Here is a 16990-nt window from a genome sequence, read left to right on the forward strand (position 1 = left end):
GTTGCCTGGGGGGCTTATGCCGCTGAGTGGTTTCGATATCTTCGTCATCGTTCTGGTGCTCGTCGTGGTGGTGACGATCGCCATGGGCATCAGAACGGTTCCGCAGGGCTATGCCTATACGGTGGAGCGGTTCGGGCGCTATTCGCGCACGCTCACTCCGGGGCTCGGCCTGATCGTGCCCTATATCGATCAGGTCGGCAAAAAGGTGAACGTCATGGAGCAGGTGCTCGACGTTCCGAGCCAGGAGGCCTTCACCCGGGACAATGCGGGCGTCACCATCGATGCTGCCGCCTTCTACCAGATCCTCGACGCGGCCCGGGCCTCCTACGAAGTCTCGGATATGAACCAAGCCCTGCTGGTTCTGACCATGACCAATATCCGAACGGTCGTCGGCTCCATGGATCTCGACCAGCTCCTGTCCCACCGGGACGAGATCAACGAGCGCCTCTTGCGGGTCATGGACGCGGCGGCGTCTCCCTGGGGCGCCAAAGTCACCCGCGTCGAGATCAAGGACATCCTGCCGCCGCAGGATCTCGCCGGCGCCATGGCGCGGCAGATGAAGGCCGAGCGCGAGAAACGCGCCGCCGTGCTCGAGGCGGAAGGCCTGCGACAGGCGGAGATCCTGCGGGCGGAAGGCCAGAAGCAGTCGCAGATCCTCGCCGCGGAGGGCCGGAAGGAAGCGGCCTTCCGCGATGCGGAGGCCCGCGAGCGGCAGGCGGAAGCCGAGGCGAAGGCCACGGGCATGGTCAGCGAGGCCATTGCGAAGGGCGATCTCGCCGCGGCCAACTTCATCGTGGCGGAGAAATACATCGACGCCATCCGGGCGCTCGCGTCGGCGCCGAACCAGAAGGTAGTGATCGTGCCCATCGAGGTGGCAGGGCTTGCCGGAACGCTGGGTGGTATCGCCGAACTCACCAAATCCGTGTTCGGCGAGGGCGGGGCAGGTCTCAACAAGCCCGTGCGCAGCGTTCCCACGGTCGCCGGCGGAGCCGAGCGCTCATGATCGCCGACGCGTTCATCGGCCTAGGCGCCTGGGCCTGGATCATCCTTGGCGTCATCCTGATCGGCGTCGAGCTTCTCGCTCCAGGCTCGTTCTTCCTCTGGCTCGGTCTCGCGGCCATCGCCACCGGATTGCTGGATGCCCTGCTCGGCCTGTCCTGGCAGGCTGCGGCACTCCTCTTCGCGCTGCTCTCCGTGGGAGCGGTCATCCTGGGGCGGTTCGCCACCCGTTCGACGACGCAGCCCGATGCCGAGGCCACGCCGCTCAATCAGCGCGGCCAGTCCCTCGTCGGACGGGTCTTCACCCTCGAGACCCCCATCAAGGACGGAGAGGGTCGCATCCGAGTCGACGACAGCTCCTGGCGGGTGACCGGCGCCGACCGGTTCGCTGGCGCCAAGGTGCGCGTGGTGCGGGTCGAGGGCTCGACGCTCGTCGTCGACGATCCGTAAGCATTTTCAGGCGAAGTGGACACCGGTACGCCGCCTGGGCAATGCGACGAGCAAGAACCTCTACGCCGCGCCGGCGCGCAGCAGGTCGAGATAATGCACGAGGCCGATGGGCCGGTCGTCCTCGACCACGATCAGGGCCGTGATCCGAGAGGCCTCCTCCATCTCCAGGGCTGTGGCGACGAGGGCGTCTGGCGCGATGGTCCGCGGCGTCTTCGTCATGATCGCCGATACCGGAAGGGTCATGAGGTCGGGCTTGAGATTCCGGCGAAGGTCGCCGTCGGTGACGATGCCCGCGAGCGTCCCATCGTCGTTCACCACGATCACGGCGCCGAAGCCCTTGCGGCCGATCTCGCCGATGGCCTCGTCCATGCGGGCGTCGATGCGGACGACTGGCAGGCGTTCGTCCTTGTGCATGATGTCTCGCACGAGCTTGAGCCGGGCGCCGAGCTTGCCGCCGGGATGGAAGACCTTGAAATGCTCTGCCGTGAAGCCGCGCTTCTCCAGCAGGGCAACCGCCAGGGCATCGCCGAGCGCGAGCTGGATCGTGGTCGAGGTGGTCGGCGCGAGGCCGTTGGGACAGGCCTCCTTGGCCCTCGGCAGGGTGAGGCAGATGTCGGCCGCGCGTCCGAGGGTCGATTCCGCGTTCGAGGTGAGCGCGATCAAGGGCACCCGGAACCGCCGCGAATAGCCGATGATGTCGGCGAGTTCCGCGGTCTCTCCCGACCAGGACAGGGCGATGATCACGTCGTCCGTCTGGATCATGCCCAGGTCGCCGTGGCTCGCCTCCGCCGGGTGGACGTAATGGGCGGGCGTGCCTGTCGAGGCGAAGGTGGCGGTGATCTTGCGCCCCACATGGCCGGATTTGCCCATGCCGGTGACGATGACCCGCCCCTTGGCCGCCGCGAGGGTTTCGACCGCAGCCGTGAAGACGGGGCCGAGGCCGTTGCCGATGGCGTCCATCAGGATCGTCAGGCCGTCCCGCTCGGTTTCGAGCGTGCGCAGGGCCGAGGCGATGGCTGGATCGGGCGAAAGGGGGGCTGTTCGTGCAAGTGCCATGGCCGCCCTCTAGCACAGACGGGCGGCCATGAGGAACCCTTGCATGAGGATCCCTGGAGCTTGCTTACTTCTGCCGCAGCAGGGCTTCGAGCTCCCGGCGGAAATCGGCGGACAGCTCCTCGCGTTCCAGGGCATAGGCCACGTTGGCCATGAGGAAGCCGATCTTTGAGCCGGTGTCGTAGGTCTTGCCCTGGTACTTCATGCCGAAGAACTGCTGCTGCTTCATCAGCCGGATCATGGAATCCGTGAGCTGGATCTCGTTGCCGGCGCCGCGCTCCTGGGTGGAGAGCAGGTCGAAGATTTCGGGCTGCAGGATGTAGCGGCCGGAAATGATGTAGTTCGAGGGTGCGGTGCCCTTCGGCGGCTTCTCCACCATGCCGGTGATCTCGAAGGTCTGGCCGAATTCCTGGCCCACCGAGACGATGCCGTACTGATGCGTCTGGTCCTCGGGCACCTCCTCGACCGCGATGATGTTGCCGCCATGCTTGTCATGGGCCGCGATCATCTGCTCCATGGAGCCGCGGCTGAGCATGTCGGGCAGGATCACGGCGAAGGGCTCGTCGCCCACGAGTTCGCGGGCGCACCAGACCGCATGGCCGAGGCCGAGCGGCTCCTGCTGGCGGGTGAAGCTCGTCTGGCCGGCCTGGGGCTGGTCCCTGGCCAGAAGCTCCAGCTCCTTCGTCTTGTTGCGGCTCTCCAGCGTGCGGTTCAGCTCGTAGGCAATGTCGAAATGGTCCTCGATCACGGCCTTGTTGCGGCCGGTGACGAAGATGAAATGCTCGATACCGGCGGCGCGCGCCTCATCCACCACATGCTGCACGACGGGGCGGTCGACGACGCAGAGCATCTCCTTGGGAACGGCCTTGGTGGCAGGCAGGAAGCGGGTGCCGAGACCCGCGACGGGAAGGACTGCTTTGCGGATACGCTTCATTGATTGGGCCATGATTGAGCATCAAGAGGGAAGGGTAATCTAAGTCAGGACCGGGAAAAGGGAACCGATAACTGTCAAGCTTCGGCACCGTCCAACGCGGCAGTGCTTCTGATGTTCCAGCGTTGCATGCGCCTCGTTGCGGCTCCCGACCTGAATTGGAGCTGACGTGTTGTGGTTAAGCTGCCAACAAAGGCGGTTTTGAGGAGGCCAGTCAGCCTGCCCGCCCGTGGACACATAAGGACGCACTACCAACATGGGGAGCTATCAACCGGCTGTTAACCTGCTTAGTGTCGCATTGGCAGGGCAGATCTGTCCTGTTCGTGAGCGACTTCCATGCGCCAGCCGCTTTCTCTGGTGTGCCGCCTTTCCGGCGCACTCCTTCTCGGTTTGAGTCTCACCGTGGGTGCAGGCGGTAGCGTTCCGCCCGTGCAGGCGCAGGAATCCTCCCAAGCCGGCTTCCAGCGCTTCGTCCAGGGGCTCTGGCCCGCCGCCAAGGCGCGAGGGGTGTCGCGGGCGACCTTCGAGGAGGCGTTCCGGGGCGTCGAGCCCGATACCAAGATCATCGCTCTCACGAAAAAGCAGTCCGAATTCGTCCGCCCGATCTGGGACTACATCAACGGCGCCATCTCGGCCCAGCGCCTGAAGCGCGGCCAGGAGATGGCGGCCGAATGGTCCAAGACCCTGGCTGTCGTCGAGCAAACCTATGGGGTTCCGCGCTCTGTCGTTCTCGGCGTCTGGGGCATGGAGACCAATTTCGGCAGCTTCACCGGTTCGATCTATGCGGTGCGGGCGCTCGCGACCCTGGCCTATACCGGCTACCGGGGCGATTTCTTCAAGGAGGAACTGCTCACTGCGCTCCAGATCCTGGAAGGCGAGCATATCGACCGCTCCAAGATGCTGGGCTCCTGGGCCGGCGCCATGGGCCAGACCCAGTTCATGCCCTCGAGCTTCATGAAATTCGCCGTTGACGGCAATCGGGACGGGATTCGGGATATCTGGTTCTCGGTGCCCGACGCCATGGCCTCCACGGCCAATTACCTGCGCCAGCACGGCTGGGAGGCGGGACTGCCCTGGGGCTTCGAGGTGGCGTTGCCGCGCGGGTTCGATTACCGGCATTTGAGGCAGGATTTCGCCCGATGGCAGGCTGTGGGCGTGCGGCGCGTTGATGGACGGGCCATGCCCCGCTCGGGCGAGGCCAGCCTGTTCCTGCCGGGGGCGCGGGCGGTCCCGCGTTCCTGGTGACGCGCAACTACGACGTGATCAAGGCCTACAACTCCTCGGACGCCTACGCGATGGGCGTTGCCCATCTCGGCGACCGGCTCCTGGGCGGATCGCCAATCCAGGGCGCCTGGCCCAAGGACCAGCCTATGCTCGACAAGGATCAGCGTCAGGAATTGCAGGAGCGACTCGCCGGCCTCGGGTTCTATGAGGGCAATACGGACGGCAAGCTCGGCTCCAAGACCCGGGAGGCCGTGCGGAACTTCCAGTTGCGTCGTGGTTTGATCCCGGATGGCTATGCCGATTACGCGGTCTTGCGTGAGTTGCGCGCGACCCGCTGACGGAGTTCTCGCAAGGCTCTATACTCAGGGCTGGTCCGAAATGAAATGGAACCGCCTATGACCATGGTGCCGATCCTCAGCGCATCGTGCGGAACCAGAGGTCCGCGTCAGCGAAAAGTGACCTCGGTTTTCCGCGCCGAACGATGCCCCCGGCAAGAAAGCGCGCATCGAATGGACCCCAAAAGCGCATTCCACTTTTGGGCCCAATGCTTTGGCCGATTGTCCCTGGCGCTGCTGCTGGCAGTCTTTGGGAGCAGTGCGGCCATGGCCCAGTCCGGCTACCAGCCGCAGGGCCAGCGCGATCTGCGGGCCTATCCTCCGGGCTATTATCCCGGAAAACTCGTGCAGCCCGCGCAGCCTCAGCCGCAGCAGGGCTTCAGCCTCAGGCGCTTTTTCGGGGCCCCGGACGAGCCGTCTCAGCCGACGCGCGCGCCCGTCGCGCGGCCGCGCAAGTCCGTTCCGTCACCGGCGGTCGTTGCGAAACAGGAAAAGCCGAAGGTCGATCCGAGCACCTACGTGGTGGTGTTCGGGGACGCCCTGGCCGGATTTGCCCGCCAAGGGCTCGATGCGCATTTCGCCGAAAACCAGGATGTGGCGGTCGTTCCCAAGATCAGGGATACAAGCCTCGTCCGTACCGATCCGGCCGATTGGCCCAATTTCATCAACTCGACCCTTGATAGCGGACAGAAGACGAGCGTTGCCGTGGTGATGCTCGGTACGAGCGACCGGCAGGCGATCAAGGAAGGCGAGGAGTCCGTCGAGCCGCTGACCGACCGGTGGAAGGACCTCTACCGCCAGCGCGTCGATGCGATCGTGAACACGTTCAAGGAGCGCAAGATTCCCGTGGTCTGGATCGGCCTGCCGCCGATGAAGAACAGCAAGGCGTCCGAGGATCTGGTCGCCATCAACGAGATCTACAAGGAAAGCGTCCAGCGTGGCGGCGGCGCTTACGTCGATATCTGGCCGGGTTTCGTAGACGACGAGAACCGCTACACGGCCGAGGGGCCCGATGTGGACGGCGAGCCTGCCAAGCTGCGCACCAACGAGGGCATGTTCTTCACCCGCGCCGGCTCGCGCAAGGTCGCCTTCTTCGCCGATACCGAGATCAAGCGCATTCTGGGGCAGGGTGGAACGGCGGCGGCTCCCGGTCCGGCCGATATCACGCCTGCGGATGGGTCTGTCGCTCCCTCGATCGAGGCGGCACTCCCGGCGCCGCCGGATGCGGCTGCACCGATCCCCCTGCCATCAAAGCCGCTGGTCGGACCTGTCCTGCCGCTGACCCGCCAGGACGTGGCTCCAGGAGGGACGCTGGTATCGGCACCGCCGAAGCTCACTGGGGACAATGCCTATACGGTCCAGCGGGCCTTGCGGGTGGGAATCGCACCGGGCTCCCGGCCCGGTCGGGCCGACGATTTCCGCTGGCCCAATCCTTAAGACATCCAGACAACAAAAAAGCGGCGGTTCATTTCGCGAAATGAACCGCCGCTTTCGTTTCGGCAAACGGATGGATCAGACCGGCAGGGTGCTGGAGCCCATCAGGAAGGTGTCGATGGAGCGGGCGGCCTGGCGGCCTTCGCGGATGGCCCATACCACCAGCGACTGACCGCGCCGCATGTCGCCGGCGACGAAAACCTTCTCGCTCGACGTACGGTAGCTCTTGTCGTCGGCCACCACGTTACCGCGACGGTCGATAGTGACGCCCGACTCGTCCAGCAGGCCTTCCTTGATCGAGCCGGCAAAGCCGATGGCGATGAAGACGAGATCCGCCTTGAGCACGAACTCGCTGCCTGGGATGGGCTGGCGCTTCTCGTCCACGCGGGCGCATTGCACGCCGTTCACGCGACCCTTCTTGCCGACGACACCGAGAGTCGCAGCCTGGAACTCGCGCTCCGCGCCTTCAGCTTGAGATGAGGAGGTGCGCATCTTGGTCGGCCAATAGGGCCATACGGTGAGCTTGTCCTCGCGCTCCGGGGGCTTCGCACGGATGTCGAGCTGCGTCACGGAGAGGGCGCCCTGACGGAAGGCGGTGCCCACGCAGTCGGATGCCGTATCGCCGCCGCCGATGACCACCACATGCTTGCCGTTGGCGAGAATGGGTTCCGCCGTGACGTCCTCGTTGCCGACACGCTGGTTGGACTGAGTCAGATACGGCATCGCGTAATGCACGCCGACGAGATCCTGCCCCGGCAGGTTCGGGTTGCGCGGATCTTCCGCGCCGCCGGCGAACAGCACCGCGTCGAACTCGTTGTGGAGCGAGGCGAAGCTCTTGTCGACGCCGATATTGACGCCGCAATGGAAGATCACGCCTTCCGCTTCCATCTGCTTCACGCGGCGATCGATGTGGTACTTCTCCATCTTGAAGTCCGGGATGCCGTAGCGCAGCAGCCCGCCGGGCTTGGCCTGGCGCTCGAACACGTGCACCTCATGGCCGGCGCGGGCGAGCTGCTGGGCCGCTGCCATGCCGGCAGGACCCGATCCGATCACGGCCACGCGCTTGCCGGTCTGTACATCGGCCGGCTCCGGCTTTACGAAGCCCATCTCCCACGCTTTGTCGGCGATGGCCTGCTCAATGGTCTTGATGGTGACCGGCTGGTTTTCGAGATTGAGCGTGCAGGCTTCCTCACACGGAGCCGGGCAGATGCGCCCCGTAAATTCGGGGAAGTTGTTGGTGGTGTGGAGGTTGCGTGCAGCCTCCTCCCAGTCGTCGGACCAGACCAGATCGTTCCAGTCGGGAATCTGGTTGTGCACCGGACAGCCCGTCGGACCGTGGCAGAACGGGATGCCGCAATCCATGCAGCGTCCCGCCTGCTTCTTCAGGTCGTTGTCGTCAAGCGGCAGCGTGAACTCGCGGAAGTGGCGCACGCGTTCACCGGCGAGCTGATACTTCTGCTCCTGCCGGTCGTATTCGAGAAAGCCTGTGACCTTGCCCATGGGTTTGCCCCTTAATCCTTATTCCGCCGCCTGCAGGGTCCGGAGACGATCCATCTCCTGGAGCGCACGGCGATACTCGACCGGCATGACCTTCACGAACTTGGTGCGGTAGGTCGTCCAGTTGTCCAGGATCTCCTTGGCGCGCGCCGAGCCCGTATAGGTGTGGTGATTGGTGATGAGCTGCATCAGACGCTCTTCATCGGGGCCTGACATGTTGGCCATGATGTCGATGCGGCCCTTGGTCTCCAGATCGCCGCCGTGATGGTGGAGGCGGCGCATCAGGTCCTCCTCCTCCTCGACGGGTTCGAGATCGACCATGGACAGGTTGCAGCGCTTCGTGAACGTACCGTCCTCGTCCAGCACGTAGGCGATGCCGCCCGACATGCCTGCCGCGAAGTTCCGTCCGGTCTGTCCCAGCACGACCACGAGGCCGCCGGTCATGTATTCGCAGCCGTGGTCGCCCGTGCCCTCGACCACCGCGATGGCACCGGAGTTGCGCACGGCAAAACGCTCGCCCGCGACGCCGTGGAAATATGCTTCACCGGCAATCGCGCCGTACATGACCGTGTTGCCGACGACGATGGAGCGCTCCGGCGCCGCCTTCGAGGCAGACGACGGGCTGATGATGATCTTGCCGCCCGAGAGGCCCTTGCCGACGTAGTCGTTGGCTTCGCCTTCGAGGTTGAGCGTCACGCCTGCCGCAAGCCAAGCGCCGAAGCTCTGGCCTGCAGTGCCCTTCAGCTTCACGGTAATCGTGTCGTCGGGCAGTCCCTCATGGCCGTAGCGCTTCGCCACCTCACCGGAGAGCATGGCGCCTACGGTGCGGTCGGAGCTGCGCACCCGCGCCTCGATAGTGACGGCCTCGCCGTTCTCCAGCGCAGGACCGGCCTGCGCGATGAACTCGCGGTCGAGCACGTTGGCGATGGGGTGAACCTGACGCTCCTGGTGACTGATCGCCACGTTCGGTCCTGCTTCGGGCTTGTGGAACAGCTTCGTGAAGTCCAGGCCCTTCGCCTTCCAGTGATCGATGGCCGAGTTCTTGTCGAGCAGATCGGACTGGCCGATCATCTCGTCGATGGTGGTGAAGCCCATCTCGGCCATCAGCTCGCGCACTTCCTCGGCGACGAAGAAGAAGTAATTGATCACGTGCTCGGGCAAGCCCTTGAAGCGCTTGCGCAGTACCGGGTCCTGCGTGGCAACGCCGACAGGGCAGGTGTTGAGATGGCACTTGCGCATCATGATGCAGCCAGCTGCAATCAGCGGCGCGGTCGAGAAGCCGAATTCGTCGGCACCGAGGAGTGCTGCGATGATGACATCGCGGCCCGTGCGAAGACCACCATCGGCCTGCAGGGCCACGCGGCCGCGCAGACGGTTGAGCACCAGGGTCTGCTGGGTCTCGGCAAGGCCGATTTCCCAGGGCGAGCCGGCATGCTTCAACGAGGTGAGGGGAGACGCACCCGTGCCGCCCTCGAAGCCCGAGATCGTGATGTGATCGGCGCGCGCCTTGGCAACGCCTGCCGCCACCGTGCCGACGCCGACTTCCGCCACGAGTTTCACCGACACGTCGGCTGACGGGTTCACGTTCTTCAGGTCGAAGATCAGCTGTGCCAGATCCTCGATGGAGTAGATATCGTGGTGCGGCGGCGGCGAGATGAGGCCGACGCCGGGAGTCGAGTGACGCACGCGGGCGATCTTGGCGTCGACCTTATGGCCGGGCAGCTGACCGCCTTCGCCGGGCTTGGCGCCCTGGGCCACCTTGATCTGCATCATGTCGGCATTGACGAGATATTCCGTCGTCACACCGAAGCGGCCGGAAGCCACCTGCTTGATGGCGGAACGCTTGGAGCGTCCATCCGACAGGGGACGGAAACGCTCCGGCTCCTCGCCGCCCTCGCCGGTGTTGGACTTGCCGCCGATGGCGTTCATGGCGAGCGCCAGCGTCTCGTGCGCTTCCTTCGAGATCGATCCGAAGGACATGGCGCCGGTGGAGAAGCGCTTCACGATCTCCTGGGCCGGTTCCACTTCGCTCAGGGCAACGGGCGCACGTCCCGTCTCTTCCGCCTTCCTGATGCGGAAGAGACCGCGAATCGTCTTGAGCTCGTTGTCCTGCTCGTTCACGAGACGGGCATATTCGCGGTAGCGGTCCTGCGCGTTGAGGCGCACGGCGTGCTGCAGCGTCGCGACCGTATCGGGGTTCCAGGCATGCACCTCGCCACGCTGGCGGTAAGCGTATTCGCCGCCGACATCGAGCGCGTTGCGGTAGATCGGCGCGTCGCCGAAGGCGTCGCGGTGGCGGTGCACGTTCTCTTCCGCCACCTCATCCATGCCGATGCCTTCGATGGTGGTCGCCGTGCCGAAGAAGTCACGGGACACGAAGTCGGACCGGAGGCCGACCGCGTCGAAGATCTGCGCGCCGCAATAGGACTGATAGGTGGAGATGCCCATCTTGGACATCACCTTGAGCAGGCCCTTGCCGATGGACTTGATGTAGCGTTTGATCGCCTCGTCCGCGTCGACTTCCTCCGGCAGCTCGCCGGCTTCAAGCATGGCTTCGATGGTCTCGAAGGCGAGATACGGATTGATCGCTTCCGCGCCGTAGCCGGCCAGGCACGCGAAGTGATGGATCTCGCGCGGCTCGCCGGACTCGACCACGAGGCCGACCGAGGTGCGCAGACCCTTGCGGATCAGGTAATTGTGCACGGCCGCAGTGGCGAGCAGCGCCGGGATCGGGATGCGATCCGGGCCAACCATGCGGTCGGTGAGAATGATGATGTTGTAGCCGCCATGCACCGCCGCTTCCGCCCGGTCGCAGAGACGGTCGAGCGCGCCGTCGAGGGTGGCGGCTCCGAGCTCCGCGTCATAGGTGATATCGAGGGTCTTCGTGTCGAAGCGGTCCTCGAAATGGCCGATGCAGCGGATCTTCTCCAGATCCTCGTTGGTGAGGATCGGCTGGCGCACCTCCAGCCGCTTGCGGCGCGATGTGCCTTCCAGATCGAGGATGTTCGGACGCGGGCCGATGAACGACACCAGGCTCATGACGAGCTCCTCGCGGATCGGATCGATCGGCGGGTTCGTCACCTGGGCGAAGTTCTGCTTGAAGTAAGTGTAGAGCAGCTTCGGCTTGTCGGAGAGTGCGGAGATCGGCGTGTCCGATCCCATGGAGCCGACGGCCTCCTGGCCGGTGACGGCCATGGGCTGCATGAGCAGCTTCAGGTCTTCCGACGTGTAGCCGAAGGCCTGCTGGCGGTCGAGGAGCGACACGTCCGTGCGGGACTCGCGCGCCTGGACGGGCTTGAGGTCCTCCAGCACGATCTGCGTGCGCTTCAGCCACTCCTTGTAAGGATGGGCGTTGGAGAGCTGCTGCTTGATCTCGTCGTCGGAGACGATGCGGCCTTCCTCGAGGTCGATGAGAAGCATCTTGCCCGGCTGCAGGCGCCACTTCTCGACGATCTTCTCCTCCGGGATCGGCAGAACGCCCATCTCGGACGCCAGCACCACGAGGCCGTCATCGGTTACGAGATAGCGGGCCGGACGAAGGCCGTTGCGGTCGAGCGTCGCGCCGATCTGCTTGCCGTCGGTGAAGCACACGGCGGCCGGGCCGTCCCACGGCTCCATGAGGGCCGCGTGATATTCGTAGAATGCACGCCGATCGTCGTTCATGAGCGGGTTGCCGGCCCATGCTTCCGGAATGAGCATCATCATGGCATGCGACAGGGAATAGCCGCCGCGCACCAGGAATTCGAGCGCATTGTCGAAGCAGGCTGTGTCGGACTGGCCCTCGTAGGAGATCGGCCAGAGCTTCGAGATGTCGTTGCCGAAGAGTTCGGAATCGACCGAAGCCTGACGGGCCGCCATCCAGTTCACGTTGCCGCGCAGGGTGTTGATCTCGCCGTTATGGGCGACCATGCGGTAGGGATGTGCGAGCTGCCAGGTCGGGAAGGTGTTGGTGGCGAAGCGCTGGTGCACGAGGGCAATGGCGCTCTCGAAGCGTTCGTCCTGCAGGTCGAGGTAGTAGTCACGCAGCTGCGTGACGAGCACCATGCCCTTGTAGACGATGGTGCGCGAGGACAGGCTGACCGGATAGTAGCCGGCGGTGCGCGCGTCCTTCATGTCGTAGACGGCGTTGGAGATGACCTTGCGGGCGATGAACAGGCGACGCTCGAAGGTCTCGGCATCGTCCATTCCCTTGCCCTTGCCGATGAAGATCTGGCGGTGCTGCGGCTCGGTGGCCTTCACGCTCTCGCCGAGATCGCTCGAATCGACCGGCACTTCGCGCCAGCCGAGAACCTGCAGGCCCTCATCGGTGATCGCCTTGGTGACGATCTCCTCGACGAGCTGAAAGCCCTCCGGATCGCGGGGCATGAACAGATGGCCGACGCCGTATTGGCCTTCCTCGGGCAGCCAGATGCCGACCTTGGCACATTCGGCGGCGAAGAACTTGTGCGGGATCTGAACCAGGATGCCGCAGCCGTCGCCCATCTTCGGATCGGCGCCCACCGCGCCACGATGGTCGAGGTTGTGCAGGATGGACAGGCCCTGCTCGACGATATCGTGCGTCTTGCGGTTCTTCATGTCGGCGATGAAGCCGACGCCGCAGGAATCCTGCTCGTTCGAAGGATTATAGAGGCCCTGGGCGGCCGGCAGGCCCGGATCACGCACCACTTTGACCGTATCCGCCATCGTGGCCGTACGGCTTGGCACTTGGGCTTCCAGGCTCTTAGTCGGCTCGTCGCTCATGGCAGATCCTCACATCCGAACACGTCTTCAAGGTTCTTTGAGGCGGCTTTTGGGCTCGCCGGATGATCGGATCGTCCGGGCGCCCGCCGCTTCTTCGGGTTTTCGAGGGTTGGGTCCGGCAGGGGAGCCCGCTCCTCGCGGGCATCCTTTGGGCTTTCAGAGTTCAGCCCAGAGTCGCCCGTTCCGCCCACGTTTTGCGGGCGGCTTTGTTGGTATCTCGTTTCGTTCGCGTCAGGCGAAGCATCAAGAAAACCCCAGGGCGAAAGGTAAGGAGTGCAGACACTCCAAAAGGGACAGCATCGCTGTCCTAATAGAGGCAAGGTGCCAGAGTTCAGCGCAGTGCACAAGAGGGTTTAGAAATATTTTAGACAAAAGTTACAAGTCGATGACTCCGAATGTAACAAAAGCAGCTTTTGGGGCTTAGGAACGAAAGTCTCCGCCGATGGGTCAATGATCTTGACATGTTGCCGCGGCTGGCCGGAGCGAGCACTTACCTAGATGGCAGGAGCATCCGGGCCATGCCCAGAACGGGCATTCCCCTTTCCGAGCCGATGCTCTAGGAAGCCCTTTATGAACTTCGCGAGCGACAACATCGTGGGAGCCAGCGCTCCCGTTCTTCAAGCCATCATGCAGGCCAATGCCGGTACCATGGCGGCATACGGCAACGACGAGATCTCGAAGCGCATCAGGGTGCGTTTCAATGAGATTTTCGAGCGTGAAGTCTCCGTGTTCTTCGTCACGACCGGAACGGCCGCCAACGCGCTTGCCCTTTCGTCCGCCGTGCCTCCTTACGGCCTCTGCGTCTGCCACCGGGAAGCGCACGTCATCGATGACGAGTGCGGCGCGCCGGAATTCTTCATGCACGGGGCGAAGCTTGCAGGGCTGCCTGGTGTCGGCGCCAAGCTGAAGGCTGAAGACGTCGACGTCTATCTCAAAAGCCTGCCCAAGGCGGTCAAGCAGATGCCGCCGAAGGCGCTCTCGATCTCGCAGGTGAGCGAGGGAGGTCTGGTCTATGGCCTTGATGAACTCGCGGCGCTTGGAGCGGTCTGCCGCGACCACGGCCTGTCCTTCCACATGGATGGTGCCCGCTTCGTCAACGCGCTCGTCTCGCTGGGCTGCACTCCAGCCGAGATGACCTGGAAGCGCGGCGTCGACATTCTTTCCTTCGGCGCTACCAAGAATGGCGGCCTCATGGCCGAGGCCGTCGTGGTGTTCAAGCCGGCACTCGCGGAAGCGCTCGATTACCGGTCGAAGCGCGCCGGTCAGATCATCTCCAAGGGCCGTCTCGTCGCGGCGCAGTTCGAGGGCTATTTCGCGGACGACCATTGGCTCGACAATGCGCGCCATGCCAACCGCATGGCGGCCCTTCTCTCTGAAGGGCTCCGGCAGTTGCCCGGCGTGCGTCTGGCATGGCCGACCGAGGCCAACGAGGTGTTTCCGATCATCCCGAAGACCCTGGACCAGGTGCTGAAAGCCGCGGGCATCCTCTACCATCTGTGGACGGACCTGAGCCTGCCGGAAACCGAGCGCATTGCCCATCACGAGGTGTTGATCCGCCTCGTCACATCCTGGGCCTCTAGGGAAGAGGACGTTCGCAGGCTGCTGGAGCTTGCCTCTTCGGGGGTATCGCGCCAAGCCGCCGAGTGATTGCCCTAACCCTGCCGCAATCACCCGCGATTGGTTCTCTCCAGAGACCCTTGACCGACGGGGCCCCTCCAGCCCCAGCGGGATGACCAAGGACCAGGTTCCGACAATAAAAAAGCGCCCCGGCCGAACCGGGGCGCTCTTCGTTTGGAACTTCAGAAAATCCGTTACGCAGCCTGCTTGGCTTCGATGGTCCGAGTGCCGTTCGAGGAAATCGGGATGAGCTTCGGCTTCTTGGCCTCCGGGATCTCGCGCACGAGGTCGAGATGGAGCAGGCCGTTCTCGAGGGCCGCACCCGTCACCTGCACGCCGTCAGCCAGCTGGAAACGCCTGTCGAAGCTGCGCGCCGCAATGCCCTGATGGAGCACGTCGACTTTGCGCTCCTCGTCGGGCTTGCGCTCGCCGCGGACGGAAAGGGTGTTTTCCTTGACCTCGATGGTCAGGTCGCGATCGGTGAAGCCGGCAACCGCGATCGAGATGCGATAGGCATTCTCGCCGGTGCGCTCGATGTTGTAAGGCGGGTAGCTCGGGGCCGCATCGACGCTGACGAGCTGGTCGAGCATCGAGAAAAGACGGTCGAAGCCGACCGTGTTGCGGTAGAGAGGGGCAAGATCGTACTGTCGCATGGCATATCCTCCGCTTGAAGCAACATGCAGAATAGGAATCCACCTTGAAGAGGCTGGATCCGGGTTGACGTGCCGCCGTCATGGCCGGCACGTCAACCCGATGTGGGAATAGATGCGGGGGCATTCAAGAGGCTCGTTTCCCTCAGCCAAGATGCCCTATATTGAAGGTCGAGCCCTCGATCCTGGAACCTCCCGTGGAATTCATCACCACCCCCGACAATCCCGTGCCCGGCGAGCCCAAGCTCGTCAGCGTCACGACCCGCGACGGTCTCACGCTTCGGGCTGCCACCTGGATGCCGGAGACCGAGGAGCCGCAGGGGACGGTCTGCATCCTGCAGGGCAGGGCGGAATTCATCGAAAAGTACTTCGAGGTGGTGGGCGAGCTGCTCGACCGGGGCTTTGCCGTCGTCGCCTTCGACTGGCGCGGGCAGGGACTGTCCGAGCGGCAGGTGAGCAATCCGCGCAAGGGCCATGTCCGGAGGTTTGCCGATTTCCGGCACGACCTAGAGGCGATCCGCGACCAAATCCTGGTGCCGCACATGCCGCAGCCGCATTTCGGCCTCGCCCATTCCATGGGCGGCGCCATCGCACTGAACGCGGCCTATGAAACCTGGCTGCCCTTCCGCCGTCTCGTGACCACGACGCCGATGATCGCCTTGTGCATCGTCAAGAGCACCCGCACCTCCGCGTTTCTGGCGCGGGTCCTGCGGTTTCTCGGCATGGGCAAGATGTTCGTGCCCGGCGGCGGCGAGACATCCATCTCCACCATGCCGTTCAAGGGAAACCGCCTGACGAGCGATCCCGTGCGCTATGCCCGCAACGCCGATGCGGCCCATGCCATCCGGGCCGGTGCGGTGGGCGCGCCGACCGTGGCCTGGCTCGACAGCGCCTTCCGCTTCATGAAGCGCTTCGCCGATCCGCGCTATGCCGTGAAGATCCGGTTGCCGACCTTGATCGTGGCGGCCGGCGCCGATCCGGTCTGCGCCACGCCGGCCACGGAGCGTTTTGCCGCGCGGCTCAAGGCCGGCTCCGTCATCGTCATCCCGGGCGCCCGGCACGAGCTCCTGATGGAGCGCGATGTGATCCGCGAGCAGTTCTGGGCCGCTTTCGATGCCTTCATCCCCGGCACTCCCGATCCAGAGGTAGGAGCCAAGCGGAATCTGGCAGCGGTCGGTCTAGCGGCTGAGCAGCTCGACGGCGGCGGCGTGGACCCGGCGGTCGCCCGCAGCCACGATGCGTCCGCCGTCAGCAGCTGAGCCACCCTCCCAGGTGGTGACGACGCCGCCGGCCCCCTCGATGATCGGAACGAGAGCCGCGATGTCGTAGGGCTTCAGCCCGGACTCGACCACGAGGTCGATATGGCCCGCGGCCAGCATGCAATAGGCATAGCAGTCGCAGCCGTAGCGGGCGAGGCGGGCGACGCTCTCCACCCGGTCATAGGCGCGCAGCTCGTCACCGGCGAAGAGGCGTGGGCTCGTGGTGGAAATGACGGCATCCTTCAGCGAGGCGCAGCGGCGCGCCATGAGCTTGCGCTCTCCGCCCGGTCCCCGATAGGTCGCGCTGCCCCCGTCGCCGAAGAAGCGCTCGCCGGTGAAGGGCTGGTGCATCATGCCGAAGACCGGCTGGCGCTTGTAGGTCAGCCCGATCAGCGTGCCCCAGGTGGGAAGCCCGGCGATGAAGGCCCGCGTTCCGTCGATGGGGTCAAGCACCCACACGTAATCCGCATTCGCGTTTTCAGCGCCGAATTCCTCGCCGACGATGCCATGGGTGGGGAAGCTGCGCTTGATGAGGTGGCGCATGGTCGCCTCGCTCGCTCGGTCGGCCTCCGTCACCGGGTCGAAGGCGCCGCCGCGGGATTTGTCCTCCGTGGCAATGGCGGTGCGGAAGAAGGGCAGGATCGCCTGCCCCGATTGGGTCGCGAGCTCGTTGACGAAAAGCGTGAAGTCGATGAGCCCCATGACGCGCGTATCCCCTTAAAGACTAGTACGAGCGGCCTTGGCCCGCTCGCGATCAGCTTTTATCAAGCGCTTGGCGCGCGGCAAGAGAGCGGCGGCGTC

Annotated in this window: 12 protein-coding genes and 1 pseudogene; 7 read left to right on the forward strand and 6 right to left on the reverse strand. The window is 64.5% G+C overall.

Annotation, left to right across the window (positions count from 1 at the left end):
- Positions 1 to 16 precede the first annotated feature (16 nt).
- Both ACD578_RS25105 and ACD578_RS25110 read left to right on the forward strand, forming a co-directional pair.
- Complete coding sequence (locus tag ACD578_RS25105; RefSeq protein ID WP_152710378.1) at positions 17 to 1003, forward strand: SPFH domain-containing protein; 987 nt, start codon at positions 17 to 19, stop codon at positions 1001 to 1003.
- Positions 1000 to 1449 (forward strand): NfeD family protein, encoded by a 450-nt coding sequence (locus ACD578_RS25110; RefSeq protein ID WP_404289504.1) that lies wholly within the window; start codon positions 1000 to 1002, stop codon positions 1447 to 1449. The genes ACD578_RS25105 and ACD578_RS25110 overlap by 4 nt, the downstream gene beginning before the upstream one ends.
- 60 nt (positions 1450 to 1509) lie before the next feature.
- On the opposite strand, the gene ACD578_RS25115 is transcribed toward ACD578_RS25110, so the two are convergent.
- Positions 1510 to 2505 carry an SIS domain-containing protein gene (locus ACD578_RS25115; RefSeq protein WP_404289506.1) on the reverse strand — a complete coding sequence of 332 codons (996 nt, stop codon included), beginning with the start codon at positions 2503 to 2505 and terminating at the stop codon, positions 1510 to 1512.
- A 64-nt stretch (positions 2506 to 2569) separates the two neighbouring features.
- A complete protein-coding gene (gene galU, locus ACD578_RS25120) occupies positions 2570 to 3436 on the reverse strand; it encodes a UTP--glucose-1-phosphate uridylyltransferase GalU (RefSeq protein ID WP_404294044.1) in 867 nt (288 codons plus the stop codon).
- Between the two features lie 333 nt (positions 3437 to 3769).
- On the opposite strand from galU, the pseudogene ACD578_RS25125 reads away from it, so the two are divergent.
- From ACD578_RS25125 to ACD578_RS25135, 3 genes and pseudogenes are all read left to right on the forward strand, one after another.
- Positions 3770 to 4692: pseudogene (locus tag ACD578_RS25125) on the forward strand (lytic transglycosylase domain-containing protein); the annotation flags it as partial.
- Between the two features lie 111 nt (positions 4693 to 4803).
- A complete protein-coding gene (locus tag ACD578_RS25130) occupies positions 4804 to 4995 on the forward strand; it encodes a peptidoglycan-binding protein (RefSeq protein ID WP_404294046.1) in 192 nt (63 codons plus the stop codon).
- Positions 4996 to 5259: 264 nt separating this feature from the next.
- On the forward strand, positions 5260 to 6429 hold the full coding sequence (locus tag ACD578_RS25135; RefSeq protein ID WP_404289508.1) for a DUF459 domain-containing protein: 1170 nt from the start codon (positions 5260 to 5262) through the stop codon (positions 6427 to 6429).
- Between the two features lie 75 nt (positions 6430 to 6504).
- Here ACD578_RS25135 and ACD578_RS25140 read toward each other — a convergent pair whose 3' ends face one another.
- The gene (locus tag ACD578_RS25140) at positions 6505 to 7926 is read right to left on the reverse strand and encodes a glutamate synthase subunit beta (RefSeq protein ID WP_404289510.1); all 1422 of its coding nucleotides are present in this window, start codon (positions 7924 to 7926) and stop codon (positions 6505 to 6507) included.
- 18 nt (positions 7927 to 7944) lie between these two features.
- Entirely contained in the window at positions 7945 to 12606 is a 4662-nt protein-coding gene (gene gltB / locus ACD578_RS25145; protein ID WP_404294047.1) for a glutamate synthase large subunit, read from the reverse strand.
- A 627-nt stretch (positions 12607 to 13233) separates the two neighbouring features.
- Between gltB and ACD578_RS25150 the strand changes: the two genes are divergently transcribed.
- Positions 13234 to 14310 (forward strand): threonine aldolase family protein, encoded by a 1077-nt coding sequence (locus tag ACD578_RS25150; RefSeq protein ID WP_404289512.1) that lies wholly within the window; start codon positions 13234 to 13236, stop codon positions 14308 to 14310.
- Between the two features lie 164 nt (positions 14311 to 14474).
- Here ACD578_RS25150 and ACD578_RS25155 read toward each other — a convergent pair whose 3' ends face one another.
- Entirely contained in the window at positions 14475 to 14933 is a 459-nt protein-coding gene (locus ACD578_RS25155; protein WP_152712908.1) for an Hsp20 family protein, read from the reverse strand.
- Positions 14934 to 15127: 194 nt separating this feature from the next.
- Between ACD578_RS25155 and ACD578_RS25160 the strand changes: the two genes are divergently transcribed.
- Complete coding sequence (locus ACD578_RS25160) at positions 15128 to 16189, forward strand: alpha/beta fold hydrolase (protein ID WP_404289514.1); 1062 nt, start codon at positions 15128 to 15130, stop codon at positions 16187 to 16189.
- Here ACD578_RS25160 and hisN read toward each other — a convergent pair.
- Positions 16109 to 16891, reverse strand: coding sequence for a histidinol-phosphatase (hisN, locus tag ACD578_RS25165; protein WP_404289516.1), 783 nt, complete (start codon positions 16889 to 16891; stop codon positions 16109 to 16111). The two genes, ACD578_RS25160 and hisN, sit on opposite strands and share 81 nt — an antisense overlap.
- Positions 16892 to 16990: the final 99 nt, after the last annotated feature.

This window comes from Microvirga sp. RSM25 (assembly GCF_044784385.1).
In the GTDB taxonomy this organism is placed as follows: domain Bacteria; phylum Pseudomonadota; class Alphaproteobacteria; order Rhizobiales; family Beijerinckiaceae; genus Microvirga; species Microvirga tunisiensis.